A 26,604-nucleotide genomic window follows, 5' to 3' on the forward strand; every position below is an offset into this window, starting at 1 on the left:
CGAAGCGACCGCGATCCGCCGCACCTTCGCGCACTGCTTGCAGTCCGACGGACGACATTGTCCGAAGTCTTCGATCGGGTTTCGTCGCGCTCGCGGCGAAAATGTGGCCGAACTCGCTCAGGCTATGGCCCCCCGAACCTATCATTCGGCAGTCCTGGCCCGTGCCGTTTCGGCAAACGCCCAAGCCTCGACTGATGAATACGCGCCACACATTCTCCCCATCTCATGGATTAAGGGGGGATGAGGCGACCGCGCGGGTTGGAGCGGCCGGGGGACCGTACTAGAGCTTCGACTCTGCGGTTGCGCCCGGTGCCGGTGCCCGCATCGGAATCACGAGCGTAACGGATCGACGTGACAAACCGCAAAGACATCGCGATCGTCGGCCGCGCCTGCCGCCTGCCCGGCGCCTCCAGCGTCGAGGGACTGTGGCAGCTCCTCACCGAGGGCCGCTGCGCCGTCTCGCGCATCCCCGACGACCGGTGGTCGCTGCCGGCCTACGCCCATCCCCGCGCCCAGGAGCGCGGCAAGAGCTACACCTGGGCCGCGGGCATCCTCGACGACATCTGGTCGTTCGATCCCGGCGTGTTCGGCATCTCGCCCCGCGAGGCCGAGCAGATGGACCCGCAGCAGCGGCTTCTGCTCGAACTCACCTGGGAAGCGCTCGAAGACGCCGGCCTGCGCCCGTCCTCGGTGGCGGGCTCGGACATCGGCGTGTTCGTCGGCGCCTCCTCGCTCGATTACGGCAACCTGCGCGTCCTCGATCCGGCCTCCAGCGACGCCTACGCCGCGACCGGCAACACGCTCTCGATCATCTCGAACCGCATCTCCTACATCTTCGATCTGAAGGGCCCGAGCTTCACCCTCGACACCGCCTGCTCGTCCTCGCTGGTCGCGCTCAACGCCGCGATCACGGCGATCGAGGCGGGGCAGGTCGACACCGCCGTGGTGGCGGGCGCGAGCCTGTTGGTCAGCCCGTTCAACTTCATCTCGTTCTCCAACGCGCAGATGCTGTCGCGCACCGGCCTGTGCCAAGCCTTCTCGGCGAACGCCGACGGCTACGTGCGCGCCGAGGGCGGCGTCGTCCTGATCCTGCAATCGGCCGAGGCCGCCGCCCACTCCGGGCGCACCGTGAGGGGCCGGATCGCGGCGAGCGGCGTCAACTCGGACGGGCGCACCACCGGCATCACCCTGCCCTCCGGCAACGCGCAGGCCGCCCTGCTGGAGCAGGTCTACCGTCAGGCCGGCATTGATCCGAACCGAATCGCCTTCGTCGAGGCGCACGGCACCGGCACCCCGGTCGGCGACCCGATCGAGGCCGGCGCCATCGGGAGCAAGCTCGGCAAGACGCGCCGCGCCCCGCTGCCGATCGGCTCGATCAAGACCAATATCGGCCATACCGAGCCGGTCTCCGGCCTCGCCGGCCTGCTCAAGGCGAGCCTTGCGCTCGAGAACGACGTGTTTCCGGCCTCACTGCACGCGGCCGAGCTGAACCCCGACATCCCGTTCGAGGCGCTGAACCTCGCGGTCAACCGCGCGCCGCTGGCGCTGGCCCGCGGGCCCGAGCGCTTCGCCGGCGTCAACTCCTTCGGCTTCGGCGGCACCAACGCCCACGTCGTGCTGACGGACCCCGCCCCCGTCGCGACCGCGGCCAAGGCCGAGTCCGGCCGCGCCCCGGAGATGCTGCTGCTCTCGGCCCAGAGCCGCGCCGCGCTCGAAGATCTCGCCCTCGACTACGCCGCCCGCCTCGATTCGGCGTCCGCTGAAGAAGCCGCGCGTATCGCCGCCGCCGCGGCCCACCGCCGCGAGCGCCTGCCCGTGCGGCTCGCCGCGCCGCTCGGGGCCGGCATCGATCTCGCCGCTGCGCTCCGCACGCTCTCCGAGGGCGAGGACGACGACGCGGCGGTCGTCGGTCAGGCGGTCGAGCGCAACGCCGACATCGCCTTCGTCTATTCGGGCAACGGCAGCCAGTGGGTCGGCATGGGCCGCGAGGCCTATGACGGCAACGCGACCTTCCGCGAGCGCTTCGACCGCGCCGACGCGCTGTTCGCCCCGCTCTCCGGCTGGTCGCTCAAGGAGGCGATGTTCGCCGACGACCTCGACAGCCGCCTGTCGCTGACCCGGGTCTCGCAGCCCCTCATCTTCGCGATCCAGACCGCGTCCACCGCGGCGCTCCGCGCCAAGGGCCTGACCCCGAACTTCGTGCTCGGCCACAGCGTCGGCGAGATCGCGGCGGCGGAAGCCGCCGGCATCCTTAGCCTGGAGCAGGCCGTCCGGGTCATCTTCTACCGCAGCAAGCATCAGGAGACGACGCGCGGCTACGGCACCATGGCGGTGCTGCTCGGGCCGGTCGAGGAGATGGAGGCGTTCCTCGCCGACTACCCGACGCTGGACGTCGCCGCCTACAACAGCCCCAAGGCGATCACGGTCGCCGGCCCCGAGGCCGCCATCGAATCGGCGATGAAGGCGCTGACGCGCAAGCGCCGCCGCGGGCGCAAGCTCGATCTCGAATACCCCTTCCACGGCCGGCTGATGGACCCGACCGAGCGTCCGCTGCTGCGCGACCTCGACGGGCTCAAGGCGTCGGCCGGCCACACCGCCATGGTCTCGACCGTGACCGGCACGGTGCTGCCCGGCGCCCGCTTCGGCGCGGGCTACTGGTGGCGCAACATCCGCGAGCCCGTGCGCTTCTGCGACGCCCTGCAGGAGGCGACCCGCCAGGGCGCCCGCGTGTTCGTCGAGGTCGGCCCGCGCGCGACCCTGCTGCCGCATATCGGCGACGCCGTCGAACCGCTCGGCATCGAGGTCGCCTCGGTCGGCGTGCTCCACCGCAAGCCGGCGGGCGCCGACCCCATCGCCAAGGCCGTCGCCGCCGCCCTCGTGGCCGGTGCGCGCGTCGATGAGGCGCTGCTGTTCGGCGACGATCCGGCCGGCCCTGTCGCCCTGCCGCTCTATCCCTGGCAGCGCCGCTCCTTCCGCCTCGGCGAGACGGCGGAAGTCGTGGGTGCGGCCGTGCCGCGGCCCTACCATCCGCTGGTGGGCGCCCGCGCCGGCCACGACGCCCTCGAATGGCACGGCCATCTCGATCCGGCCCTCGTGCCCGATCTCGAAGACCACCGCATCGACGGTCAGGTGATCCTGCCCGGCGCCGCCTTCGTCGAGATGGCGCTGCACGTCGCCCGCGAGTCCCTGCGCTCGGACGTGGCGACTCTGGCCGACGTCGAGATCGTGGCCCCCATGGTCTTCGCCGAGGAATCCTTGCGCGAAGTGCTGGTGCGGCTGTCCGGCCACCAGATCCAGATCCTCAGCCGTCCCCGCCTGACCCAGGCCGCGTGGCAGCTCCACGCCTCGGCCAAGATCATCGAGGGCGACTTCCCGGCCCCCGCCCGCCGCGACGTCGGCCTCCCGGCGGACCACGCGGTCGCGGGTGAGGACCTGTATCGCCGGGCATTCGCCTCCGGCCTCGGCTTCGGCGAGAGCTTCCGTCAGGTCGCGGCCTCGGCCCGCATCGACGAGACCACCATCGTCTCCGAGCTGAAGCCCGCGGAGACCGACGCCCGCTACGGCCTCGTGCCGTCGCGCCTCGATTCCTGCTTCCACGGCCTGATCCTGCTCTTCGCCGAACTCATGGGCGAGGGCTCGACCAAGGCCTACGTGCCGGTCCGCTTCGGCGAGATCCGCCTGCTGCGCCCCGGCGCCGTGATCGCGCGGGCGGAAATCCGCACGCGCCGCTGCAACGAGCGCTCGATCCTGGCCGACTTCACCCTCCTCGACACGGACGGCGAGGTCATCGCCACGATCCGCGAGGGCCGGTTCCAGGCGCTTCGCGCCAAGTCTGGCAGCGACCTCGACGCCTTCGCCATCGCGCAGGTCAGCGAACTCGCCACCGAACCCACCGCCCTGCCGCTGGAGCGCCGCCCGGCGCTGGCCGAGCGCCTGCGCCCGTCGCTCGCCGGCGCGACCGCTCCGAGCGACGCCGAACTCGGCCCCGGCCATCTCCTGCTCGAAGGCTGGGCCACCGCGCTCGCCTACCGCCTCGCGGAAGGCCTGAGCCGCAACGGCGCGGTCGATCTCGCCGATCCGCGCCTGCCCGCCTCTCTGCGTCCCTGGGCCGTCAACGCCCTCTACGCGCTGGAGAGCAGCGGGCTCGCCACCCACGAGCCCCGCGGGCGCGACGGCGGTCGCTGGCGCATCCGGCAGGACGTGACCCTGCCCTCGCCGGAAGAGACCATGCGCTGGATCGCGGCGGACCAGCCGGAGCTGTCCGCCGAGCTGGTGCTCTTGGCCGACACCACCGCCCTCGTCGCCCGCCTACTGGCCGGTGAGCCGGTCGCCTCGGCCAGCCTGCCGCCCGCGGCGCTCGACGCGTTCCACCTGCGCAGCGCCACCGCCCGCGCCTCCGCCGCCACCGTCGCCGACATCGTCGAGCGCAGCCGCGAGCGCCTGCCGCGCGACCGGGCTCTGCGCATCCTGCAAGTCGGCTTCGGCCCGCTCTCGGCGCTCGCCGCCGCCTTCGCCCGTGAGAGCGGCGCCGTCCTGAGCGTCTTGGAGACCGACCGGCGCCTCGCCGAGCGCGCCCGTCTTGCGCTCCACGCCCGCGTCGGCGTCATCGAATCCGCCGACGAGTTGCCGGCCGACTCGTTCGATCTCGTGCTCGCCAGCGACGTGCTGCACCGGGCGGAAGCCGGCCTGCCGACCCGCGTCGGCGCGGCGCTCGCCACCGGCGGCCTGCTGATCGCCGTCGAGCCCGGCGCCTCGCTGTTCCGCGACCTCGTCTTCGGCCTGACGCCCGACTGGTTCACCGAGATCGTGCCCGACCAGCCGCTCTCGCGCCTGCCCGACGTGACCGGCTGGCAGCGGACCCTGAGCGCCACCGGCCTCGTGCGCGTCTCCGCCGACCGGGCGGTCTCCGCCAACGGCGGCGACCTACTCCTCGTCGCCGAGGCCCCGGCCCGGCCGATGGTCGGCCATGGCCAAAGCTTCGCCTTCGTCGTCGGCTCCGACGACGCCATCGGCGCCGAGACGGCCTCCTCGCTCGCCACCCTGCTGATCGCCAGCGGCGTCCACGTCTCGATCATCCTCGATTCCGAGCAGTCGCTGCTCGAACTGGAGCGCGAGACCCCCGACACCGTGGTCTTCCTCGCCGGCGCCTTTGCGCAAGAAGGCGAGGCCTCGGCCCGCCTGCGCGACCGCTGCCTCAGCCTCAAGCGCTGCGCCGAGCATCTCGGCAACCGCCAGACCCGGCTCTGGGTGATCGCTCCCGGCGCGACCCGCGACGCGGGCGGCGAGACCGCGGCCGTCGAGGCCGGCGTGTGGGCCTTCAGCCGCACGCTCGCCAACGAGGCGGCCAACCTCGACATCCGCCGGGTCGATCTCGACCCGTCGCTGTCCTCGAAGCTCTCCGCCGAGCGCCTGCGCGCCCTGATCCTGTCCGGCACCCCCGAGACCGAGATCGTGCTCGACGCCGACGCCACCCGCGTGGTCCGCTTCCATCCCGGCCGCTCCGTGCAAGCCGGCGGCGACGCCGCCCCGGCGGCGCGCCTGGAACGCTCGAACACCGGCGGCCTCAACGAGATGGTCTGGGGCCCGGCCGAGCGCGCCGCCCCCGGCGCGGGCGAGGTCGAGATCGCGGTGGCCGCCACCGGCCTCAACTTCCGCGACGTGCTCTGGGCGCTCTCCATGCTCCCGGAGGAAATCCTGGAGGACGGCTTCGCCGGGCCGCGGCTGGGCCTCGAAGTCTCCGGCAAGGTCACCGCCGTCGGCCCCGGCGTGGTCGATTTCCACGTAGGCGACCCGGTCGTCGCCTTCGCGCAATCGGGCTTCGCCACCCACGTGGTCGTGCCCGAGATGGTCGTGGCGCCGATGCCCGAAGGGCTCGATCCGTCCGCCGCCGCCACCGTGCCGGTCGCCTTCCTCACCGCCTACTACGCGCTCGTGACCTGCGCCCGCCTGCGCAAGGGGGAGTGGCTGCTGGTCCATGGCGGCGCAGGCGGCGTCGGGCTCGCCGCGCTCCAGATCGCGAAGTGGAAGGGCGCCCGCGTCATCGCCACCGCCGGCTCGCGCGAGAAGCGGGCGCTCGTCGAGGCGCTTGGCGCCGAGCACGTGCTCGATTCCCGCTCGCTCGCCTTCGTGGACGATGTCCGCCGCATCACCGGCGACGGCGTCGACGTGGTCCTCAACTCGCTGTTCGGCGAGATGATGGAGCGATCCCTCAACGTCCTGCGCCCGTTCGGCCGCTTCGTGGAGCTGGGCAAGCGCGACTACGTCGCCAACACCCATATCGGTCTGCGCCCGTTCCGCCGGAACCTCTCCTATTTCGGCGTCGATCTCGATCAGGTGCTCCAGCACCAGGGCGAGGACGGCGCGCGGATGTTCCGCGAGGTGATGGCGCTCTTCGCCGACGGGGGCCTGCGCCCGCTGCCCTACCAGCCGTTCGCCGCCGAGGAGACCTCGGACGCGTTCCGGCTGATGCAGCAATCCGGGCATGTCGGTAAGATCGTCGTGACGCCGCCGGCACCCGGCAGCGTCGCCCGCATCCAGCGCAACGCCTTCACGGTGAGCCCGGGCGGCGTCCACCTCGTCACGGGGGGCCTCGGCGGCTTCGGCATCGAGGCGGCCCGCTGGCTCGCCGACCGCGGCGCCACCCGCATCCTGCTGGTCGGCCGCTCGGGCAAGCCGAGCGACGAGGGCCGCGAAGTCATCGCCGAGCTGACGGCGCGCGGCGTCCGCGTCGAGACCAAGGCCTGCGACATCACCAGCCGCAAGGCCATCGATGCGCTGATTGCCGGCATCGAAGCCGGCGGCGACAAGCTCGCGGGCGTGATCCACGGCGCGATGGTGCTGCAGGACGGCCTGATCGCGGCGATCGAGCCCGAGACGCTGGAGGCGGTGATCGCCCCCAAGGTGATCGGCGCGACCCATCTCGACGCCGCCACCCGCGGCCGGGCGCTCGACTACTTCGTGCTGTTCTCCTCGGCCACGACCTTCATCGGCAATCCGGGCCAGGGCTCCTATGTCGCCGCCAACGGCTTCATGGAGGGGCTGGCCCGCCAGCGGCGCAAGCTCGGCCTGCCCGCGCTTGCGGTCGCCTGGGGTGCCATCGGCGATGTCGGCGTGCTCGCCCGCAACAAGGGCGTGATGGACACGCTGGCCTCCCGCGTTGGCGTCACGCCGATGGAGGCCCGCCGCTGCCTCGACCTGATGGCCGAGGCGCTGGAGGGCCAGGGTCCGGCCGCCGACGAGGGCGTGATCGCCATCGCCGCCATGCATTGGGGCAAGGCCCGCGAGCGCCTCGCGACGCTCCGCTCGCCGAGCTACGGCAGCCTCGGCACCGACCAGCAGGCGGAATCGGGCGCGGTCACGGCGATCAACATCGGCGCGCTGCTGCGGGCCTCGGACATCGACGAGGTTCGGAAGACCGTGGCCGACGCCATCGTCGAGGACATCGCCCGCATCCTGCGCCTGCCCAAGGACGACATCAGCCGCGTGCGCCAGCTCTCGGAGATCGGCCTCGATTCGCTGATGGGCGTCGAACTCGGCGCCAGCCTGCAGGAGCGCTTCGCCCTCGACGCGCCGCCCGCGGGCATCTCGTCCGGGCTGACCGTGAACGAATTGACCGAGACGCTGATCCAGGCGGTCGCCGCCCCGGTGGATGAGGCGGCGGGTGTGACGCTCAGCCTCTCCGCCAAGCACGTCAGCAACCTGGACGCGGCGACGCTGGTGCCGTTCAACGAGCTGGTCGAACAGAACGTCGCGGACATCAAAGAGATCCTGCCATGACCCAGTCGTCGCGCCCGCAGGATGGCCGCGCCGCGCTCGCCGGCTTCGTCACCAACCGGCTCGGCCGCGCCAACGCGGCCCGGCCCGAGGCTGCTGCGGAAGCCAAGGCGCCGACGCGCTCCGAGCACCAGAGCTTCGAGAAGCTGACGGGCTATCGCGAGCTGAAGCTCCAGCGCTCAGCCGCCGACCTGATCGGGCTCAACAACCCATTCTTCCGCGTCCACGAGACCCGCGCGGCGGCGACCACGCGGATCGACGGCAAGGCCTTCGCCAACTACTCGTCCTACGACTATCTCGGCCTCAACGGGCACCCGGCGGTGAGCGGGGCCGCGCGCAAGGCGATCGAGGCGTTCGGCACCTCGGCGTCCGCCAGCCGGCTGGTGGCGGGCGAGCGGCCGGTCCACCTCAAGCTCGAACGCGCGCTGGCCTCCCACTACGAGACCGAAGCCTGCGTCATCATGGTGAGCGGGCATGCCACCAACGTCACCGCCATCGGCGCCATGCTGGAGCCGGCGGACGTGATCTTCCACGACGCGCTGATCCACAACAGCGTCGTCACGGGCGCCCAGCTCTCGGGCGCGCAGCGCCGCTCCTTCGCCCACAACGATCCGGCCGCCCTGGAGAAGGTGCTGGAGGCGACCCGCCACGAGCACCGCCGCGCGCTGATCGTGATCGAGGGCCTCTACAGCATGGACGGCGACGCGCCGGATCTGGCCGCCTTCGTCGAGCTGAAGCGCCGCTACGATTGCTGGCTGATGGTGGACGACGCCCACGGCCTCGGCGTGCTGGGCCGCACCGGTGCCGGCCTGCACGAGCATTGCGGCGTCGCGGCCTCCGACGTCGACATCTGGATGGGCACGCTCTCGAAGACGCTTTCCTCCTGCGGCGGCTACGTCTGCGGGCCGGGGGTGCTGATCGAGTACCTGAAATGCACCGCGGGCGGCTTCCTCTACAGCGTCGGCATGTCCCCGCCGCTCGCAGCCGCCGCCGATGCCGCCCTCTCGGTGCTGCACGCCGAGCCCGAGCGCGTCGAGCGCCTGCGCCGCAACGGCGGGCTCTTCCTCACGGCAGCCAAGAAGCACGGCCTCAACACCGGCACGAGTCTGGGCCTCGCGGTGATCCCGGTGATCGTCGGCGATTCGCTCAAAGCCGTGACGCTCTCCGACCGCCTGTTCAAGCGCGGCATCAACGTCCAGCCGATCATCCACCCGGCGGTGCCGGAGCGCTCCTCGCGCCTGCGCTTCTTCATGACCTCCGAACACACGCCGGAACAGATCGCCGAGACGGTCGCGGCGGTGGCGGAAGAACTGGCGGCGCTGGAAACCGGCGCGACGCTGATCGAGCAGCTGATGGCGCGCCGGGGGGCGTGAGCCCTTCGCCATGCACATCCGATACGACGATATTTTGAGGAGAATCGAAGAACCACCTCGCTGGTGGGCTAATGGTGTTCCTCGATATGACGACTTTCGTCCAGAAGATTTAGACGTTTACGCAAGAGAGGCCGCTCTCGTACATATTCGTTGTCAGAATTGCCATACAAACTTCCATGTTGGGATTTTCACACGATTTGAGTTCCATGGAAAAAACGGTGACAAGACGATCGAGTATGCGTTAAGGGGCGGACTCGGTATTTGTGCTGGAGATCCGCCAAACATATGCTGTTTTCCGGGGAACAGCATGAGTTCCGTTGAAGTTACTGTTATCCAGTTTTGGAAGTCAGATGCAGTAAATCCATGGATTTGGCATCGTGAAACAACGCTTGAGCGCGTGTTTGTTGAAGAGTGAAAGCGATTCGGCTCTTCGATTGAAATTAGAAAGGCGAGAAGTCTGTTAAGCTTCAGTGCCGCCCAGCCAGCCAGATCACATGCCGCGCCCCGCGCTTGCCCCGGGCCCGCGTGGCCACTTCCTCGACCGAAAATCCCGCCTGCCCGAGCCGTCGCGTGAACGCCGCGTCGGGATGGGCCGACCACACCGCCAGCACGCCGCGGGGGCGCAGGGCCGCGCGCGCTGATGCGAGGCCGGTGGCGTCGTAGAGGCGGTCGTTGGCCGCGCGGGTGAGGCCGTCAGGGCCGTTGTCCACGTCGAGAAGGATGGCGTCGTAGGCGTTGGCCCGCTCCCGGATCACCGCCGCCACGTCGGCCTCGCGGATCGTCACGCGGGGATCGGCGAGGCTTGGGCCGGTCAGCGCCGCCATCGGCCCGCGGGCCCAGGCCAGCACCGCCGGCACGATCTCGGCGACGGTGATCGCGGCGCCTTGCGGGAAATGGCTGAGCGCCGCGCGTAACGTAAAACCCATGCCGTAGCCGCCGATCAGCACCCGCGGCGCGGGCACGCCCGCGACACGCTCGGCGGCGAGCTGGGCCAGCGCCTCCTCCGAGCCGAAGAGGCGGCTGTTCATGAGTTCGTTGCGGTCGAGCTGGATCGAGAACTCGGTCCCCCGCCGCATCAGCCGCAGCGTGCCGGCCTCGCCGGGGATCGGGGCGGTGTCGAGGTGTTCCCAGGGGATCATGAAACGCACCACCTGAACCCTCCCCCCTCTGCGGGGGAGGGTGGCCCCTGCGTCAGCAGGGGTCGGGAGAGGGGAGCGACGGCGCCGCTTGGCCGCCCTTGATGGAGATTCTTCGGAAGCGTCGCTCCCCTCTCCCGCCTGCTCCGCAGGCACCATCCCCCGCAGAGGGGGGAGGGTTACAGGTCGTCACATCCCAAACTGAACTTCCCGGCTATTCCCGCGCTTCAGGTTGCGGAAGCGCGCCATCGCCCAGAGCGGGAAGAACTTCGGGTAGCCGTGGTAGCGGAGGTAGAACACCCGCGGGAAGCCGGTGGCGGTGTAGCGCTCTTCCTTCCACAGGCCGTCGCCGCCCTGCGTGCGCAGCAGGTAGTTGACGCCCCGCGCCACGGCCGGATCGTCCACCTCGCCCGCCGCCATGAGGGCGAGCAGCGCCCAGGCGGTCTGCGAGGCGGTGGAGTAGCCCGGCTCGAATTCGGGGTTGAGCTTGTAGGACGAGGCGTCCTCGCCCCAGCCGCCATCCGGGTTCTGGATGCGGATCAGCCACGCCACGGCCTTGCGGATCTCCGGCGATTGCGGATCGACGCCCGCGGCGTTCAGCGCGCAGAGCACTGACCACGTGCCGTAGATGAAGTTCATGCCCCAGCGGCCGTACCAGCTGCCGTCCTTCTCCTGATCGTTGAGCAGGTAGGTGACGCCGCGGTCGAGCGCGCGGCTCGTCGCGCGGGTCTCGCCGAGCTGCGACAGCATCGAGACGACGCGGGCGGTGACGTCCGCGGTCGGCGGGTCGAGCAGCGCGCCGTGGTCCGAGAACGGGATGTGGTTGAGGTAGTGGTGGTTGTTATCGGCGTCGAAGGCCGCCCAGCCGCCGTCGGCGCTCTGCAGGCCCTCGACCCATTCGCGGGCGCGGGCGATGGCCTGCGAATAGTCCGGCATGTCGCTGACCAGCCCGTGCTGGCGCATGGCGCGGTCCATCGCCATCACGACGACGGCGGTGTCGTCGAGATCGGGATAGTGCGGGTTGGCGTATTGGAACGCCCAGCCGCCGGGGCGCACGTTCGGCTTGGTCTCGGCCCAGTCGCCCTTGATGTCGAGCACCTGAAGGGGCTTCAGCCAGTCGAGGCCCGCGCGCGCCATCCCCTCGGCCTCGGCGCCGCCGGCCTCAAGCATCGCGTGGCTGTTGAGCGCCGTATCCCAGACCGGCGAGAGGCAGGGCTGGACGTAGGCCTCGTCGTCCTTCTCGGCGACGAGTTTTTCGATGGCCTCCAGCGCGATCTTCACCTGCGGATGATCCGGCGGGTAGCCCAGCACCTCGTACATCAGCACCGAGTTGACCATGGCCGGGAAGATGGCGCCCAGGCCGTCCTCGCCGTTCAGGCGCTCGCTGGTCCAGGCCACCGCCTTGTCGATGGCGCGCTGGCGGATGCCCTTGGGGAACTTGTCCTGCGTCCGCTGCAGCACGCGGTCGATCGCGCCGAAGATCGGCGTCCACGGCCAAGTGGCGTGCGGCGAGCCCGGCCAGGTGCGCACCGATTCGGGCGGGGTGACGAACAACTCGGACACGCCGATGCCGCGCGGGTTCTTGGCCCGCGGCTTCTTCGCCTGGATGACGAAGAGCGGCACCATGGTGCAGCGGGCCCAGTACGACACCTTGTCGAGGTGGAACGGGAACCACTTCGGCAGGTGCATCACCTCCACCGGCATCACCGGCACGGCGCGCCACGGCACCTCGCCGTAGAGCGCCAGCAGGATGCGGGTGAAGACGTTGGCGTTGGCCGCGCCGCCGCGCTGGAGGATCGCCTTGCGGGCCGCGCGCATGTGGGCGGCCTCGATGTCGTCGCCGATCATCTTGAGGGCGAAATAGGCCTTTACCGTCGCGCTGATGTCGAACGGGCCGTCATGGACGAGCGCCCAGCCGCCATGCGCCTTCGACTGCGTGCGCCGCAGGTAGTTGCCGATCTTGGCTTCCAGGCCGTCGCGCGGCACGGTCCCGCGGAACTGGTGGAACAGGATGTATTCGGAGGGGATGGTGGCATCTGCCTCCAGCTCGAAGCAGATGTGGCCATCGGCCTGCGTCATGGCGGTGAGGGCGCGGGTGGCGTCCTGCACGCCGCGCTCCACATCGACGAGGGACACGTCGCGCGTCTTCGGACGGTGCAACTGCTCGACCTTGCCTGCCGCCTCGCGCATCGCCGTCGCCTCTCCGGACTGTCGTGACGCCGTGGTCATGCTTCAAGCGACTCCCTGTGCCTGTGCCCGCCCGCACATCCCGTTGCGGGACAGCGCGAGCGCGGCGTTCGTCCCGGAGCGGATCGCGCCCTCGATGGTCGAGGGCAGGCCCGTCTCCGTCCAATCACCCGCCAGAGCGAGATTAGGCGTACGCGTCGCGGCACTTGCGCGCCGCGCGGCCTCGGCGGGCGTGGCCGCGAAGGTCGCCCGCTTCTCCTTGACGATCTGCCAGCTAGGCAATTCGCGTGCTACCCCATTGAGTTCCGCGATCTCAAGCCAGATTTGGCGGGCCAGTTCCTCGCGGGGTGCATCGAGCAGGCGATCGGCCCCGCTTATGGTGACCGAGAACCGGTCCGGATAGGCGAACAGCCACTCGGTCAGCCCGCCGACGACGCCGAGCAGCAGCGGCGCGCCCTCCGGCGGGCGAATCGCGAAATGCGCGTTGACGATGGATCGGAACGCCTTCGGGGTCGGCGTACCGGGCAGCAGATCCTCGATCACCCACGGCGGCAGGGCCAGCACGACCGAATCGTCGGGGCCGATCACGGTCGGCTCGTCGGTGAAGTCGAGGCGCTCGACGCGACCCGCGCCGACCTGCACCGCGCGCAGGCGGCGGCCGTAGCGGATTTCCGCGCCGCGCTCCGTCAGGAAGCGAATCGCCGGATCGACGAAGGCGGTGGACAGGCCCTCGACCGCCACCAGCGGGCGGCAGGCGCGCCCGCCCGCGCCCAGCGTCTCGCGCAGGATCGTGGCAGCGAGCCCCACATCGCTCTCGCGGGGATCGGTGTTGAGGGCGGCGAGCAGCACCGGATGCCACAGCCGGTCGTAGAGCGGGCCCTCGCAGGCCATCTTCTCGCCGATGGTGCCACTCCGCCCCGGCGCGCTGCCGGAGGCCGCCATCATCAGCGAGAGCGGGGCGAGGTAGTCGCGGGCGCGGGTGCCCGGCACGCGCCGGCCCGCGCGCAGCACCCACCACGGCAGGCGGCCGGGGTTGGGGCGGAGTGTCCAGCGCTCGCCGGTGCGGAGATCCGCGAACGGGAAGGCGGCCTCGTCCGGGCCGGTCAGCGCGTCGTCCGGCGCGCCGATCCTCGCCATGAAGTCGAGGGTCGAGCGGTTGCCCGACAGGAGCAGGTGGTTGCCGTTGTCGATGGTGAGCCCGAGCGAGGGGTCGTAGTACGAGCGGCAGCGCCCCCCGGCCTGCTTGGCGGCCTCGTGCAGCACGACATGGACGCCGGTCTCCGCGAGCGAGACGGCCGCGGACAGGCCGGCGAGCCCGGCGCCGACGACGTGAACGGTGGCCGACATCACACGATCCCGTGGCGCAACGCGACGAGGAGAAGGGACAGTTTTTTGGGTTTTACCCGCTCGCGCGGGGGCGCCCAGCCGCGGCGGATCACGGCGTCGAGATAGAGCTTGTAGGCCGCGGCCATCAGGCGGGCGGCCTTCGTCGCCTGCCGCGGACTTTTGTCGATGATCGCCCAGGTCTGGCGGTAATGCTCCTGCGCTTCCGCCGCGACGGCTTCGCAGACCTCGCCGAGGCGCGGATGGGCCAAAGCCGTCTCCGGCGTCGGGTTCATCAGGCCGATCTTGTGGAATTTTTCCATCGGCAGGTAGAGGCGGCCGCGCTCGGCGTCCTCGTCGATGTCGCGCAGGATGTTGGTGAGCTGGAGCGCCCGGCCCTGGTGCCACGCGAGCTTGACCCCCGCCTCCTCTGGCATGCCGAAGATGCGCACCGACAGCCGCCCGACCGCGCTCGCGACCCGGTCGCAGTAGAGGTCGAGGGTCGCCTCGGTCGGCGCGACGATGTCCTCGGCCGCGTCCATCGCCATGCCGTCGATGACGGCGATGAAGTCGTCGCGCTTGAGGCCGAAGCGGCGCACCGGCTCGACCAGCGGGCGCACCCGCGGGGTGGGATGGCCGGCATAGAGCGCATCGATGTCGGCGCGCCAGCTGTCGAGTTCGGCCGCGCGCAGATCCCGCGGGCCGCCGTCGTCGGCGACGTCGTCGACCGAGCGGCAGAAGGCGTAGACGGCGTACATCGCCTCGCGCCGCTCCTTCGGGAGCAGCCGCATGGCGGTGTAGAACGACGAGCCCGCCGCCGGGAGCGCCGGGCCGGTCTCGGCCTGCATCGTGGTCGCGGCGGCACTCATCGTCCGGCTCTCGTTGTGGCGGCGCGGGGCCGGAAGGGACGGCGCACCAGCGTCGCCGCGATGCCGCCGAGCGCGGTCAGCGCGAAGCCGGCCTTGCCGTGATGGACCTTTTCCGAGAGCGGATCGCGGGTCAGCAGGCCCTTGGTCAGCACGACGGCGAGGCGATGGATCGCGGCGATCTCCAGGCTCAGGCGCAGATCGTCGATGAGACCGGGCAGCGGCTTGCCCTCCTCCAAGAGGTCGAGGGTGCGCTGCGCCAGCTCGCGGATCACGGCGAGCAGTTCCGGGGGCGCCTTATCGCGCCCGAGCATCGACACGTCGGCGCCGTGCTTGGCCATGGTGTCGAGCGGGATGTAGACGCGGTTGAGATTCCGAAAGTCCTTGCCGCAATCCTGCAGGTGGTTGAGCACCTGCAACGCCGCGCAGATCGCGTCGGAGGTCTTGTAGACGCGGGCCGGGTTCTCGCCGTGCACGTCGAGGACGAAGCGGCCCACCGGCATCGCCGAGTAGCGGCAATAATGGATCAGCTCGTCCCAGTCGGCGTAGCGGTCCTTGCGCGCATCCATGCGGAAGGCGTCGAGGAGTTCGAGCGCGTGGGTCGGCGGCAGGCCGTGCGCGGCCAACTCGCGCTTGAGCGGCTCGACCGAGGGGTCGGAGCCGCCCTTGCCGGTCAGCGCGTCGGCGAGCGCGTCCAAGAGCTCGATCTTGCGCTCGGGCGACAGCCCGGTGTGGTCGGCGACGTCGTCGCCCGCGCGGACATAGTTGTAGAAGGCCAGGATCGCGCCGCGGTTCTTCGGATGGATCAGATGCGAGGCGACGGGGAAGTTCTCGTCGTGCTGGCCCTTGCCGGTGCGGGCGTCGGTGGCGGTCTGAAGGCCGGCGCTCATTTCATGTACCCCGCTCGGCCGAACCAGGAAATCGCGTCCGACAGCCCCTCGCGGTAGGGCCGCGCGGTGTAGCCGAGTTCCGAGCGCGCCTTCGCGTCGGAGAAGAACATCCGGTATTTCGACATGCGCACGCCGTCGATGGTGGCGAGCGGCGCCTTGCCGGTGACGCGGGCGATCTGCTCGGAAATGAACGCGATCGGGTAGATCACCGCGTAGGGTAGCCGGGTCGTCGGCGCCTTGCGCCCGACGATGCCGGCGATGTCGGCGAGCATGGTCGCCAGCATCACGTCCTCGCCGCCGAGGATGTAGCGCTCGCCGATGCGGCCCTTGCGGAGCGCCAGCAGATGGCCCGCGGCCACGTCGTCCACGTGGGCGAGGTTGAGGCCGGTATCGACGAAGGCCGGGATTTTTCCCTGTGCCGCATCGAGGATGATGCGCCCGGTCGGCGTCGGTTTCACGTCGCGCGGGCCGATCGGCGTCGAGGGGTTCACGATGACGGCCGGGAGCTTATCGCGAAAAACCATCTCCTCGACCACGCGCTCGGCCACGACCTTGCTGCGCTTGTAGGCGCCGATGGCGGTCTCGGGCGTCAGCGGGCGGGTCTCGTCGGCGGGGGTGCCGTCGTCGTGCGGTTTGATGGTGGCGACGCTCGACGTGTAGACGATCCGCTCGACGCCGGCCTTCAACGCCTCCTCCATCAGGATGCGGGTGCCGTCGCGGTTGGTGCGGACAATCTCCTCCATGTCCGGCGCCCACAGGCGGTAGTCCGCCGCGGCGTGGACGAGGTAGCGCTGGCCCCGCATGGCGGCGGCCACCGCCGCGCGGTCGCGCATGTCGGCCTCGACGATCTCGACATCGGGCCAGGTCAGGTTGGTACGCGGCGAGGAGGCGCGCACGGAGATGCGCACGCGAAAGCCGGCGGCGCGGAACACGTCCACCAGGGCGGCCCCGAGGAAGCCGCTGGCGCCGGTGATCAGCACCGCGCCTGCCTCGAATGGGCCGCTTGTCGTCGGCTCTGTCATGATGCTCGCGTGATCGACCGGAAGGCCCGCGCCCGCCGAGCGGCGGAGGTTCGGGCAAATGGAAACGCCGCGCCCGCCCCAACCGCCGATTCGGCGGTTCGGAACGGTGCGGCGCTTCTCTCATTCATGACGCAGCGCGGCAAGCGCCGCGCCCGCGTGGTGGGTCTTCGAACTCGGCTGAGGTGAGTTCGAAGTCTCCTTGTTAATCGCGACCGTCATTCCGGGGCGCCGAAGGCGAACCCGGAATCCACGACTGGCCTCGACGCCTCGTGAAGCCGCGCATCTCGGGTGGATTCCGGGTTCCGCTGCGCGGCCCCGGAATGACGGCGGGGTTTACGCCAACCGCAGGCGCCCCGTGCGGCTGCCCTTCTTCTGCTCGGGCAGCGCGGCGCGGACCGCCTTGAGGATGCCCTCGGCGTCGAGGCCGGCCTCGGCGTACATTTTTTCCGGCTTATCGTGGTCCTGATACAGGTCCGGCAGCGTCAGCGTCCGCACCCGAACCCGGCCCGCATCCAGCACGCCGCGCTCGGCGAGCAGATGCAGAACCATCGCCCCGAACCCGCCGACCGAGCCCTCCTCGACCGTCACCAGAACCTCGTGGCTGTTCGCCAGATCGACCACCAGCTCCGCGTCGAGCGGCTTGGCGAAGCGCGCATCCGCGACCGTCACCGCCACGCCCTCGGCCTCCAGCGCGTCGGCGGCCTTCAGCGCCTCCGACAGGCGGGTGCCGAGCGACAGCAGCGCCACCCGCGCCCCCTCGGGCCGGCGCACCACGCGACCGCGGCCGATGGCCAGAACCTCGCCGTGCTCCGGCAGCTCGACGCCGACGCCCTCGCCGCGGGGATAGCGCAGCGCGATCGGGCCGGTGTCGTGGGCATGCGCGGTCGCCACCATGTGCACCAGCTCGGCCTCGTCGGCGGCCGCCATCACCGTCATGTTCGGCAGGCAGCAGAGATAGGCCAGATCGAACGCGCCCGCGTGGGTCGCGCCGTCGGCACCGACCAGACCGGCGCGGTCCAGGGCGAAGCGGACGGGCAGGTTCTGCAGGGCGATGTCGTGCACGACCTGATCGTAGGCCCGTTGCAGGAAGGTCGAGTAGATCGCCACGAACGGCTTGTAGCCCTCGGTGGCGAGGCCGCCCGCGAAGGTCACGGCGTGCTGCTCGGCGATGCCGACATCGAAGGTCTTGTCGGGGTGGGCCTTGCCGAACAGGTCGATGCCGGTGCCGCCGGGCATGGCGGCGGTGATCGCCACAACCTTCGGGTCGGCGTCGGCGGCCTTGATCAGGCTCTCGCCGAACACACGGGTATAGGCCGGCGCGTTCGCCTTGGCCTTCGCCTGCACGCCGGACAGCACGTCGAACTTGACCACGCCGTGATAGCGGTCGGCGGAGGCCTCGGCCGGGCCGTAGCCCTTGCCTTTCTGCGTGACGACGTGGAGCAGGATCGGGCCCTGATCCGAGTCGCGCACGTTCTTGAGGACGGGGAGCAGGTGGTCGAGGTTGTGGCCGTCGACCGGGCCGACGTAGTAAAAACCCATCTCCTCGAACATCGTCCCGCCGCCGACGACGAGCGAGCGGGCATATTCCTCGGCGCGCACGGCGCGCTCGTAGAGGGCCTTGGGCAGGAGCTTGCCGAGTTGCTTGGCCGTCTCGCGCAGGCCGCGATAGGTGCCGCCGGACGCGAGCCGCGCCAGATACGCGGACATGGCGCCCACCGGCGGCGCGATCGACATGTCGTTGTCGTTGAGGATGACGATGAGGCGCGAGTGCAGCGCGCCGGCGTTGTTCATCGCCTCGTAGGCCATGCCGGCCGACATCGAGCCGTCGCCGATCACCGCGATCATGTTGCGGCGACGCCCCGGATCGGTGCCCTTCGCCTTGGCGTCGGCCTCGGCAAGATCGCGGCCCACCGCCATGCCGAGCGCCGCCGAGATCGAGGTCGAGGAATGGGCTGCGCCGAACGGGTCGTACTCGCTCTCGGACCGCTTGGTGAAGCCCGACAGCCCGCCGCCCTGGCGCAGGGTGCGGATGCGGTCCCGGCGTCCGGTGAGGATCTTGTGCGGGTAGCACTGGTGTCCGACGTCCCAGACGATGCGGTCGTCGGGGGTGTCGAACACGTGATGCAGCGCGACGGTGAGTTCGACCACGCCGAGGCCCGAGCCGAGATGGCCGCCGGTGATCGAGACGGCGTCGATCATCTCGGCGCGCACGGCGTCGGCCACTTCCTGCAGCTTGCTCTCCGGCAGCAGCCGCAGCCGGTCCGGCGTCTCAAGACCTTCGAGGATCGTCGTGTCCGCAAGTGCCAAAGTCTTCACCCATTTCTCGACGGCGGCCCGGGCCGCCTTCGGGCGGCTCGGGACGGGGCGGCGCAATTTCGGCGTCTCACCCCGGTCGCGGACCGCTCCGCTGATTCCGTGCGTCCCCCGAATCGGCGGCTTTCCCACCCGTTCGACGGACATTCGAACATGCACCTTACCGCGATCCGGTCACAGGATGCCATGATCCGAGTGCAACAGCGCCCAAGCATTTGCAGGATTCGCGTGTCCCGCATGCCTTCACAGTTAAGGAAGCCGCCTGTTTCGCGCTGGTGAGGGCTTTAAGTATGGAGTTCGGGCGGTCCGATCAACATCGGGCCGCCCCGCGAAGGTGGCCCTCGGCACGATGATTCCGATTTCGACCCTCCCGATCCTGGCGCTCGCGGCGCTGGTCACGACCGCCGCGCCCGCGACCGCGGATGCCGGCCGCGCGGAAAAAACGGAGCGCCGAAGCGACTGCGCGTGGCCCGTCCGCTGCCACCGCCCGCCGGGGCCGCCGGACCGCGACGTGCGCCCGTTCGAGGGCACCGCCCGCGGGGCGCTCGGCCGCCCCTGCGGCATCCGCTGGCGCTACACCCCCTCCGGACCCCGCCGGGTCCGGGTCTGCTTCTAGCGCCGCCGCATGATTCTCTTTCGAGTCGTCCTAATCGCGCTGCTGGCGGTCCCGCCCGGCACCGCGCTCGCCGACACGGCCCCCGCCTGCCCGGCCCTGTTTGCGGACGGCCGTGCGCCGGTCCTGTCCAACAAGAAACTCGAAGAGCGCACGGTCCCGCTCTGCTTCGACGCCTTCGCGGTACTGCATTCCGGCGTCTCGCGCACACCGCTCTATGCCGCCGAGCGGCTGACGCGGGCCAGCGTCTCCGCCGCCCGGCGGGTCGAGCGCGACGACGCCTTCCACGACGAGGACCGCCTGCCCGCCGACGACCGCGCGACGCTGGCCGACTACGTCCATAGCGGGTTCGACCGCGGCCATCTCGCCCCCGCGGGCGACATGCCGAGCCCCGAGGCGCAGGCGCAGTCCTTCACGCTCGCCAACATCGTGCCGCAGAACCGCAGCGTGAACCGCAGCCTGTGGGCCGGCATCGAGGAAAGCGTGCGGCGCCTCGCCTCCGAGCGCGGCGAGCTGTTCGTCGTCACCGGCCCGATCTTCTCCGGCCGCAACGTCGGCGCGATCAAGGGCCGGGTGCTGGTGCCGACGCAGCTCTACAAGGCGGTCTACGATCCCCGCTCCGGCGAGGCCGGCGCCTATCTCGCGGCCAACGAGGCCGGGGCCGAGTGGAAGGCGGTCTCGCTCGCCGCTCTCCGCGACACCACCGGGATCGACGTGTTTCCGGCGCTCCCCGACGCCGCCAAGGCCAGGGCCATGGACCTGCCCGAACCTCAGGAATTCTCCCGCGGGGAGGCCAGGGCCGAATCCTGGGGCGACTTCTTCCGCCAACTGGCCCACGACGTGCTCAAGCGCCTGTGGCGCGAGCTGATGCGGGCGATTTTTTGAGAGTCGAAGCTCCATGACCCGCAAGGCCGATCCCGCCTTCAAGCCCTTTGCCGACGATGCGGCCGTCCGCACGTTCGAAAACTTTTCGATCGAGAACGGCACGGCGCGCATCGCGCTGCACGGCTCCCTCGACCTCACCCGCGACCGCGAGGGGCTGCGCCGCGCCCGCGACCTGAGGGCGACCCTCGACGCCATCGTGACGGCGCTCGAAGGCGAGGACTTGCCCGAAAAGGTCGCCGAGGAGCCGGAGGCCGCGGCCGAGGTCCGAAACCCCTTCGCCTGAGCCCCGTCCTTGCCCCTGCCGGGCGGCCCTGATACTCGGAAACCCAAATTCTTCACCCGTGAGCGGACGGCGCCCGCGCGGCAGCCCTGAACCAGGGCCAGCCCCGCGCAGGGCGGCGCGCATCCGCCGATCTCCGGTCTGAGCCGGCACGGTTCCTCTCTCAAGGACGAGCGCACATGGCCCGCGATTTCATCTACCACATGCGGGGTCTCAACAAGACCTACCAGGGCGGCAAGAAGGTCCTCGATAACGTCAACCTGTCGTTCTACCCCGACGCCAAGATCGGCGTCTTGGGCATCAACGGCTCGGGCAAGTCGACGCTGCTCAAGATCATGGCCGGCATCGACAAGGACTTCACCGGCGACGGCTGGGTCGCGCAGGGCGCGCGCGTCGGCTACCTGCCGCAGGAGCCGCAGCTCGATCCCGAGAAGTCGGTGCGCGAGAACGTGATGGAGGGCGTGGCCGAGAAGCAGGCCCTGCTCGACCGCTACAACGAACTCGCCATGAACTATTCCGACGAGACCGCGGACGAGATGACCGCGCTCCAGGACAAGATCGAGGCGGGCAACCTCTGGGAGCTGGATTCCAAGGTCGATCAGGCCATAGAGGCGCTCGGCTGCCCCAGCGACGAGCAGCCCGTCGCCACGCTGTCGGGCGGCGAGCGCCGCCGCATCGCGCTCTGCCGCCTGCTGCTGTGGGAGCCTGAACTCCTGCTGCTGGACGAGCCGACCAACCACCTCGACGCCGAGACCGTGAACTGGCTGGAGGGCCACCTGCGCCAGTATCCCGGCGCGATCCTGATCGTGACCCACGACCGCTACTTCCTCGACAACGTCACGAGCTGGATCCTCGAACTCGACCGCGGCAAGGGCATCCCCTACGAGGGCAACTACTCGTCCTGGCTGGTGCAGAAGCAGAAGCGCCTGGCGCAGGAGGGCCGCGAGGACATGGCCCGCCAGCGCTCCATCGCCCGCGAGCAGGAGTGGATCGCGGCCTCGCCGAAGGCCCGCCAGTCCAAGTCCAAGGCGCGCATCACCCGCTACGAGGAGCTGGTCGCCAAGCAGCAGCAGAAGGTCGACGCCACCGCGCAGATCGTCATCCCGATCACCGAGCGGCTCGGCCAGAACGTCATCGAGTTCAAGAACCTCAACAAGGCCTACGGCGACCGCCTGCTGATCGAGGACCTGTCGTTCAAGCTGCCGCCGGGCGGCATCGTCGGCGTCATCGGCCCCAACGGCGCCGGCAAGACCACCCTGTTCAAGATGATCACCGGCAACGAGCAGCCCGATGCCGGCACCATCGCCATCGGCGAGAGCGTGCATCTCGGCTACGTCGATCAGTCGCGCGACGCGCTCGATCCGAACTCGACCGTGTGGCAGGAAATCTCGGGCGGCAACGACATCCTGTACTTCAACAAGCGCGAGATCAATTCCCGCGCCTATTGCGCGGCCTTCGCCTTCAAGGGCGGCGACCAGCAGAAGAAGGTCGGCGTGCTCTCGGGCGGCGAGCGCAACCGCGTCCACCTCGCAGCGACCTTGCGCAAGGGCGGCAACGTTCTGCTCCTCGACGAGCCGACCAACGACCTCGACATGGAGACCCTGCGGGCGCTCGAAGAGGGCCTGGAGGATTACGCGGGCTGCGCCGTGATCATCAGCCACGATCGCTGGTTCCTGAACCGCATCGCGACCCACATCCTCGCCTTCGAGGGCGACAGCCACGTCGAGTGGTTCGAAGGAAACTTCTCGGACTACGAGGCCGACAAGAAGCGGCGCCTGGGCACCGACTCGATCATCCCGAAGAAGCTGAAGTACAAGAAGTTCTCGCGCTGATTCTTTTCGGAATCATCGCTTCGGCTCCGTCTCCCTCCGTCATGGCGAGGCGGAGCCGAAGCCATCCGGCGCGCGACATCGCCGGATGGGGCGCGATCGGGCCGGTCGAACGGACGCCGCCCGGCGCGGAGGCGATCCGGCCGGGCGGCTGAAAACCCAAAAAACCTCACACCGCCCGATTGTCCGTCACCAGCCGCAGCATGCCGAAGCCGCCGACGCGCGGCCAATCGGGCGCGGCCTGCGTCTCCGCCGAGGCCCCGGCGTCACGCTCCTTCAGGTTGCCTCGCGCGATCCAGCGCACGACCTTGTTGCCGTCGTAGCGGCCGGCCTTGCGGCTCTCGCGGCGCTGAAGCCAGCGCGGCACGTCCTCGCTTTCCCGGATCATCTCTGTCTCCCCCTCAGAAGGCCCGCCCGGACCGGTCTGCCCTTCGTCGCCCGAAGAGGCCCCGCGCCGCGGCGGCGTGATCGACGGGAACAGGAGGCATCGAGATTCGGGGGAGTCGCATCCTCCAAATTGGGGATATCCGGAAAAAATCGACCTGAGGTTTCAGGTGCAACCCGAGGCGAATTGCCGAGAGAGGCCGGTGCGGCGCTGCGCTGCGGACTCTCGCTGCCGGAGCGAAGGCTCGGGCCCTGAAACAAAAAACCCGCGCGGCAGGGCTGCCGATTCGTCGCTTGACCGTACCGAGGCGGCTGCGCCACGAGGGAGGGATGCTGACCCTCGTTCGCTTCGCGGCCTGGATCGTTGCCGCGATCCTCGTCTTCGTGACGCTCTCGCCGATCGAGGCACGGCCGGTCGTCGCCTCGCCGCATCTGGAGCGGGCGGCGGCCTACGCCCTGTTCGGCTTCCTGCTCGCCCTGTCCTATCCCCGCCGCTGGCGGCTGGCGGTGGTGGCGAGCGTCGCCATGGCCGGCCTGCTCGAACTGGCCCAGGGGCTCACCGCGAGTCGGCACGGGCGGCTGTTCGATTTCTCGGTGAAGGGCACGGCGGCCGTGATGGGCGTCGTCGCCGCGCAGGTGCTCTACAGCCTGCTCGCCCGCCGCACCGCCCGCTGAAGCGGGCGGAACGGGGATCGGGCGCCGCCTCAGACGACGCCGACGCCGGTGTAGCGGAAGCCGTGCTTGGCGGCCTCCTGCGGCGAGTAGACGTTGCGCAGATCGACCATCACCGGGGCCGCCATCAGGCCCTTCAGCCGCGGCAGGTCGAGCGCCCGGAACGCGCTCCATTCCGTCACCAGAACCACCACGTCCGCACCCGTGGCGCAGGCGTACGCGTCCTCGGCGTAAGTCACGCCCTCCAGCAGCGGCTTGGCCTGCTCGATCCCCTCGGGGTCGAACGCCACCACCCGCGCCCCGCCGTCCTGAAGACCGGAGATGATCGACAGCGAGGGCGCGTCGCGCATGTCGTCGGTGTCCGGCTTGAACGTCAGACCGAGCAAAGCCACCGTCTTGCCCCGCACCGAGCCCCCGGCCGCCGCGATCACCTTGCGGGCCATCGCGCGCTTCCTCTGGTCGTTGACCGACACCACCGTCTCGACGATCCGGATCGGGGTCGCGTAGTCCTGCGCCGTCTTGACCAAGGCCAGCGTGTCCTTGGGGAAGCACGAGCCGCCGTAGCCGGGGCCGGCATGCAGGAACTTCGAACCGATGCGGTTGTCGAGCCCGATGCCGCGGGCGACCTCCTGCACGTTGGCCCCCACCTTCTCGCAGAGATCCGCGATCTCGTTGATGAAGGTGATCTTGGTCGCCAGGAACGCGTTGGCGGCGTACTTGGTCAGCTCGGCCGTGCGGCGCCCGGTGACGAGGATCGGCGCGGCGTTGAGATAGAGCGGGCGGTAGACCTCGCGCATGACGTCCGCGGCGCGCTCGTCCTCGGCGCCGATGACGATGCGGTCGGGGCGCTTGAAGTCGCCGATGGCCGCGCCCTCGCGCAGGAACTCGGGGTTCGAGGCGACGCCGACCTCGGCGTTCGGGTTGGCCTCGCGGATGATGCGCTCGACCTCGTCGCCGGTGCCGACCGGCACGGTCGATTTGGTCACCACCACGGTGTAACCGGTCACCGCCTGGGCGATCTCTTTGGCGGCGGCGTAGACGTAGGACAGGTCGGCGAAGCCGTCGCCGCGGCGCGAGGGCGTGCCGACCGCGATGAACACGGCATCCGCCCCGGCCACCGCCGGCTTGAGATCGGTGGTGAAGGACAGGCGCTTGGCCCGGACGTTGTCGGCGACCAGCGTTTCGAGGCCGGGCTCGTAGATCGGCATGCGGCCGGCCTCCAGCGCCTCGATCTTCCTCGGATCGACATCGACGCAGACCACCTCGTGCCCGAAATCGGCGAAGCACGCCCCCGACACCAGGCCGACATAGCCCGAACCAATCATCGCTATCCGCATCGAAAACCCTTTCTGGCGTGTCCTTCGAGCCCGGTGCTCACGTGTCCGGGGCCGGCGCGACCGGTGGCGTCGCGCGCCGGCCGTCCCGGCGGATCAGGCCTCGCGGTAATACTCCCGGTACCACGCCACGAAGGCCGCGATGCCGGTCTCCAGCGGCGTCTCGGGCACGCGCCCGATCAGCGCGTCCAGCAACTCCGTGCTGGCATGGGTACGCACCACGTCGCCCGGCGGCAGTGGCTTGAGGATGCGCTGCGCCGTGCGGCCGAGCGCCGCCTCCAGCGCCGCGATCATCGCGTCGAGCCGCGCCGGCTGGCCGCCGCCGATGTTGACGAGACGGTAGGGCGCGACGTCGCTCAGGCTGTCGGCAGGGCAGACCGGTCCGCCCTGCGACGGCAGCGGCGGCGGCCGGTCCGACAGCCGCAGCACCGCATCCACCAGATCGTCGATATAGGTGAAGTCGCGCTCGGCCGCGCCCTCGCCGAACACCTCGATCGGCTCGCCCGCCAGGATCTTTCGGGTGAACAGGAACAGGGCCATGTCGGGCCGGCCCCAGGGGCCGTAGACCGTGAAGAAGCGGAACGCCGTCGTCGGCACCGAGAACAGGTGGGCGTAGGAATGCGCCATCGCCTCGGTGGCGAGCTTGGAGGCGGAGTAGAGCGTCAGCGGGGTGACCGAGCGGTCGGTCTCGCGGAACGGCATCCGCTTGTTGCCGCCATAGGCCGAACTCGTCGAGGCCATCATCAGGTGGCGCACCGGATGCGCCCGCACCGCCTCCAAGAGGTTGGCGGTGCCGACGAGGTTGGACGCGACGTAGGAATCCGGGTTGATCAGGCTGTAGCGTACGCCCGCCTGGGCGGCGAGATGGAACACGATGTCGGGCTTGGCCGCCGCCATCGCGTCGCGCACGGCGCCGGGCGTCTCCAGCCGCGCCTCGACCGCCGTGAAGGTCTCGAACCGGCTCAGCTCGTCGTGCCGGGCCCGCTTGAGCGCGACGTCGTAATAATCGGAGAAGCCGTCGAACCCGGTGACGCTGTGGCCTTCGGTCAGCAGGCGGCGGCTGAGGGCGTGGCCGATGAAGCCAGCCGAGCCGGTGACGAGCGCATGCATGTCGTGGCGATGACCTCTCCTGACGGGCGGCCGGATACCACCCCGGTCCCGGAGCCGCAAGGAAGCCCGCCGCCGCCGCCGACGGGGCGGGCCGCCCCGGCTCCCGGACATTTGCTCTGTACGCAAGGCGCCTGCGACCCATGCGGGGCTTGCCTGTGGCGCAAAGCGGCTTACTTACGACCGATCAACGGCCTGCCTGATTCGACTTGTCTCCGCGACCGCGCGGCCCCGGCCTCGTCGCCCATGGGCTCCGGCGCGATGGAGAGGTCGGGTTGGCCGTGACCTCCCTCCCCGCGGGCATCGCCCCGCCCTCGCACCGACGTCAGCGAGTCTCACAATACCGAGTGTCGATCCGATGAACCAGCTTTTCCGCCTGCCGCAGATCGGTGAGGCCAACCCGATCGCGGAGCCGTCCGCCGAGTTCCGGGTGCCGTTCGCGCAGTCCGGCGCCTTCGTCTGCAAGTTCATCATCGGCGAGCCGAGCGATCAGGCGGTCTGCTGCGGCGCGCCGGTCGCCGACGGCAAGAGCTGGTGCGCCTATCACCGCCGCATCGTGTTCGAGCCGACCCGGCCCGGCCGCATCCGCTAGGACGCCGAGCCGTCACCGAGCCTTC

Annotated in this window: 19 protein-coding genes; 9 read left to right on the forward strand and 10 right to left on the reverse strand. The window is 70.2% G+C overall.

The features are described from left to right. The first annotated feature begins 351 nt into the window (after positions 1-351). From AAHG03_RS05765 to AAHG03_RS05775, 3 genes are read left to right on the forward strand one after another with little or no spacing between them, the layout of a single operon-like run. The gene (locus AAHG03_RS05765; RefSeq protein WP_342149414.1) at positions 352-7,776 is read left to right on the forward strand and encodes an SDR family NAD(P)-dependent oxidoreductase; all 7,425 of its coding nucleotides are present in this window, start codon (positions 352-354) and stop codon (positions 7,774-7,776) included. Next, a complete protein-coding gene (locus AAHG03_RS05770) occupies positions 7,773-9,146 on the forward strand; it encodes an aminotransferase class I/II-fold pyridoxal phosphate-dependent enzyme (RefSeq protein WP_342149415.1) in 1,374 nt (457 codons plus the stop codon). The genes AAHG03_RS05765 and AAHG03_RS05770 overlap by 4 nt, the downstream gene beginning before the upstream one ends. Positions 9,147-9,156: 10 nt before the next feature. Continuing rightward, positions 9,157-9,561: a hypothetical protein gene (locus tag AAHG03_RS05775; RefSeq protein ID WP_342149416.1), complete on the forward strand. Its 405-nt coding sequence runs from the start codon at positions 9,157-9,159 to the stop codon at positions 9,559-9,561. Positions 9,562-9,613: 52 nt separating this feature from the next. Here the strand turns inward: AAHG03_RS05775 and AAHG03_RS05780 are convergent, their stop codons facing one another. The 7 genes from AAHG03_RS05780 to dxs form a co-directional block, all read right to left on the reverse strand. Continuing rightward, positions 9,614-10,285, reverse strand: a complete 672-nt coding sequence (locus AAHG03_RS05780; protein ID WP_342149754.1) for a spermidine synthase — start codon at positions 10,283-10,285, stop codon at positions 9,614-9,616. A 186-nt stretch (positions 10,286-10,471) separates the two neighbouring features. Further along, complete coding sequence (gene shc, locus AAHG03_RS05785) at positions 10,472-12,472, reverse strand: squalene--hopene cyclase (protein ID WP_342149417.1); 2,001 nt, start codon at positions 12,470-12,472, stop codon at positions 10,472-10,474. Between the two features lie 42 nt (positions 12,473-12,514). After that, positions 12,515-13,816, reverse strand: coding sequence for a hydroxysqualene dehydroxylase HpnE (gene hpnE, locus AAHG03_RS05790; protein WP_342149418.1), 1,302 nt, complete (start codon positions 13,814-13,816; stop codon positions 12,515-12,517). After that, positions 13,816-14,661 carry a presqualene diphosphate synthase HpnD gene (gene hpnD, locus AAHG03_RS05795; protein ID WP_342149419.1) on the reverse strand — a complete coding sequence of 282 codons (846 nt, stop codon included), beginning with the start codon at positions 14,659-14,661 and terminating at the stop codon, positions 13,816-13,818. Before hpnD ends, hpnE begins: the two co-directional genes overlap by 1 nt. Beyond that, entirely contained in the window at positions 14,658-15,548 is an 891-nt protein-coding gene (hpnC, locus tag AAHG03_RS05800) for a squalene synthase HpnC (protein WP_342149421.1), read from the reverse strand. The genes hpnD and hpnC overlap by 4 nt, the downstream gene beginning before the upstream one ends. Further along, on the reverse strand, positions 15,545-16,570 hold the full coding sequence (gene hpnA, locus AAHG03_RS05805) for a hopanoid-associated sugar epimerase (RefSeq protein WP_342149423.1): 1,026 nt from the start codon (positions 16,568-16,570) through the stop codon (positions 15,545-15,547). Before hpnA ends, hpnC begins: the two co-directional genes overlap by 4 nt. Before the next feature lie 333 nt (positions 16,571-16,903). Beyond that, positions 16,904-18,877 carry a 1-deoxy-D-xylulose-5-phosphate synthase gene (gene dxs / locus AAHG03_RS05810; protein WP_342149755.1) on the reverse strand — a complete coding sequence of 658 codons (1,974 nt, stop codon included), beginning with the start codon at positions 18,875-18,877 and terminating at the stop codon, positions 16,904-16,906. A gap of 355 nt (positions 18,878-19,232) precedes the next feature. Here dxs and AAHG03_RS05815 point away from each other — a divergent pair, with 355 nt between their 5' ends. From AAHG03_RS05815 to ettA, 4 genes are all read left to right on the forward strand, one after another. After that, entirely contained in the window at positions 19,233-19,499 is a 267-nt protein-coding gene (locus AAHG03_RS05815) for a hypothetical protein (RefSeq protein WP_412759719.1), read from the forward strand. A gap of 9 nt (positions 19,500-19,508) precedes the next feature. Continuing rightward, a complete protein-coding gene (locus AAHG03_RS05820) occupies positions 19,509-20,381 on the forward strand; it encodes a DNA/RNA non-specific endonuclease (protein ID WP_342149424.1) in 873 nt (290 codons plus the stop codon). A gap of 13 nt (positions 20,382-20,394) precedes the next feature. Continuing rightward, positions 20,395-20,664 (forward strand): hypothetical protein, encoded by a 270-nt coding sequence (locus AAHG03_RS05825; protein ID WP_342149425.1) that lies wholly within the window; start codon positions 20,395-20,397, stop codon positions 20,662-20,664. A 176-nt stretch (positions 20,665-20,840) separates the two neighbouring features. Next, positions 20,841-22,493, forward strand: a complete 1,653-nt coding sequence (ettA, locus tag AAHG03_RS05830) for an energy-dependent translational throttle protein EttA (protein ID WP_342149427.1) — start codon at positions 20,841-20,843, stop codon at positions 22,491-22,493. A 166-nt stretch (positions 22,494-22,659) separates the two neighbouring features. On the opposite strand, the gene AAHG03_RS05835 is transcribed toward ettA, so the two are convergent. After that, on the reverse strand, positions 22,660-22,878 hold the full coding sequence (locus tag AAHG03_RS05835; protein ID WP_342149428.1) for a hypothetical protein: 219 nt from the start codon (positions 22,876-22,878) through the stop codon (positions 22,660-22,662). Positions 22,879-23,204: 326 nt separating this feature from the next. Between AAHG03_RS05835 and AAHG03_RS05840 the strand changes: the two genes are divergently transcribed. Then, the gene (locus AAHG03_RS05840) at positions 23,205-23,549 is read left to right on the forward strand and encodes a VanZ family protein (protein ID WP_342149429.1); all 345 of its coding nucleotides are present in this window, start codon (positions 23,205-23,207) and stop codon (positions 23,547-23,549) included. A 29-nt stretch (positions 23,550-23,578) separates the two neighbouring features. Here AAHG03_RS05840 and AAHG03_RS05845 read toward each other — a convergent pair whose 3' ends face one another. Then, on the reverse strand, positions 23,579-24,883 hold the full coding sequence (locus AAHG03_RS05845; RefSeq protein ID WP_342149430.1) for a UDP-glucose dehydrogenase family protein: 1,305 nt from the start codon (positions 24,881-24,883) through the stop codon (positions 23,579-23,581). 93 nt (positions 24,884-24,976) lie between these two features. Then, the gene (locus AAHG03_RS05850) at positions 24,977-25,990 is read right to left on the reverse strand and encodes an NAD-dependent epimerase/dehydratase family protein (protein WP_342149432.1); all 1,014 of its coding nucleotides are present in this window, start codon (positions 25,988-25,990) and stop codon (positions 24,977-24,979) included. 355 nt (positions 25,991-26,345) lie between these two features. Between AAHG03_RS05850 and AAHG03_RS05855 the strand changes: the two genes are divergently transcribed. Further along, on the forward strand, positions 26,346-26,579 hold the full coding sequence (locus AAHG03_RS05855; protein WP_056243178.1) for a GcrA family cell cycle regulator: 234 nt from the start codon (positions 26,346-26,348) through the stop codon (positions 26,577-26,579). Positions 26,580-26,604: the final 25 nt, after the last annotated feature.

Source organism: Methylorubrum subtropicum (assembly GCF_038442325.1).
Taxonomy (GTDB): Bacteria; Pseudomonadota; Alphaproteobacteria; order Rhizobiales; family Beijerinckiaceae; genus Methylobacterium; species Methylobacterium subtropicum.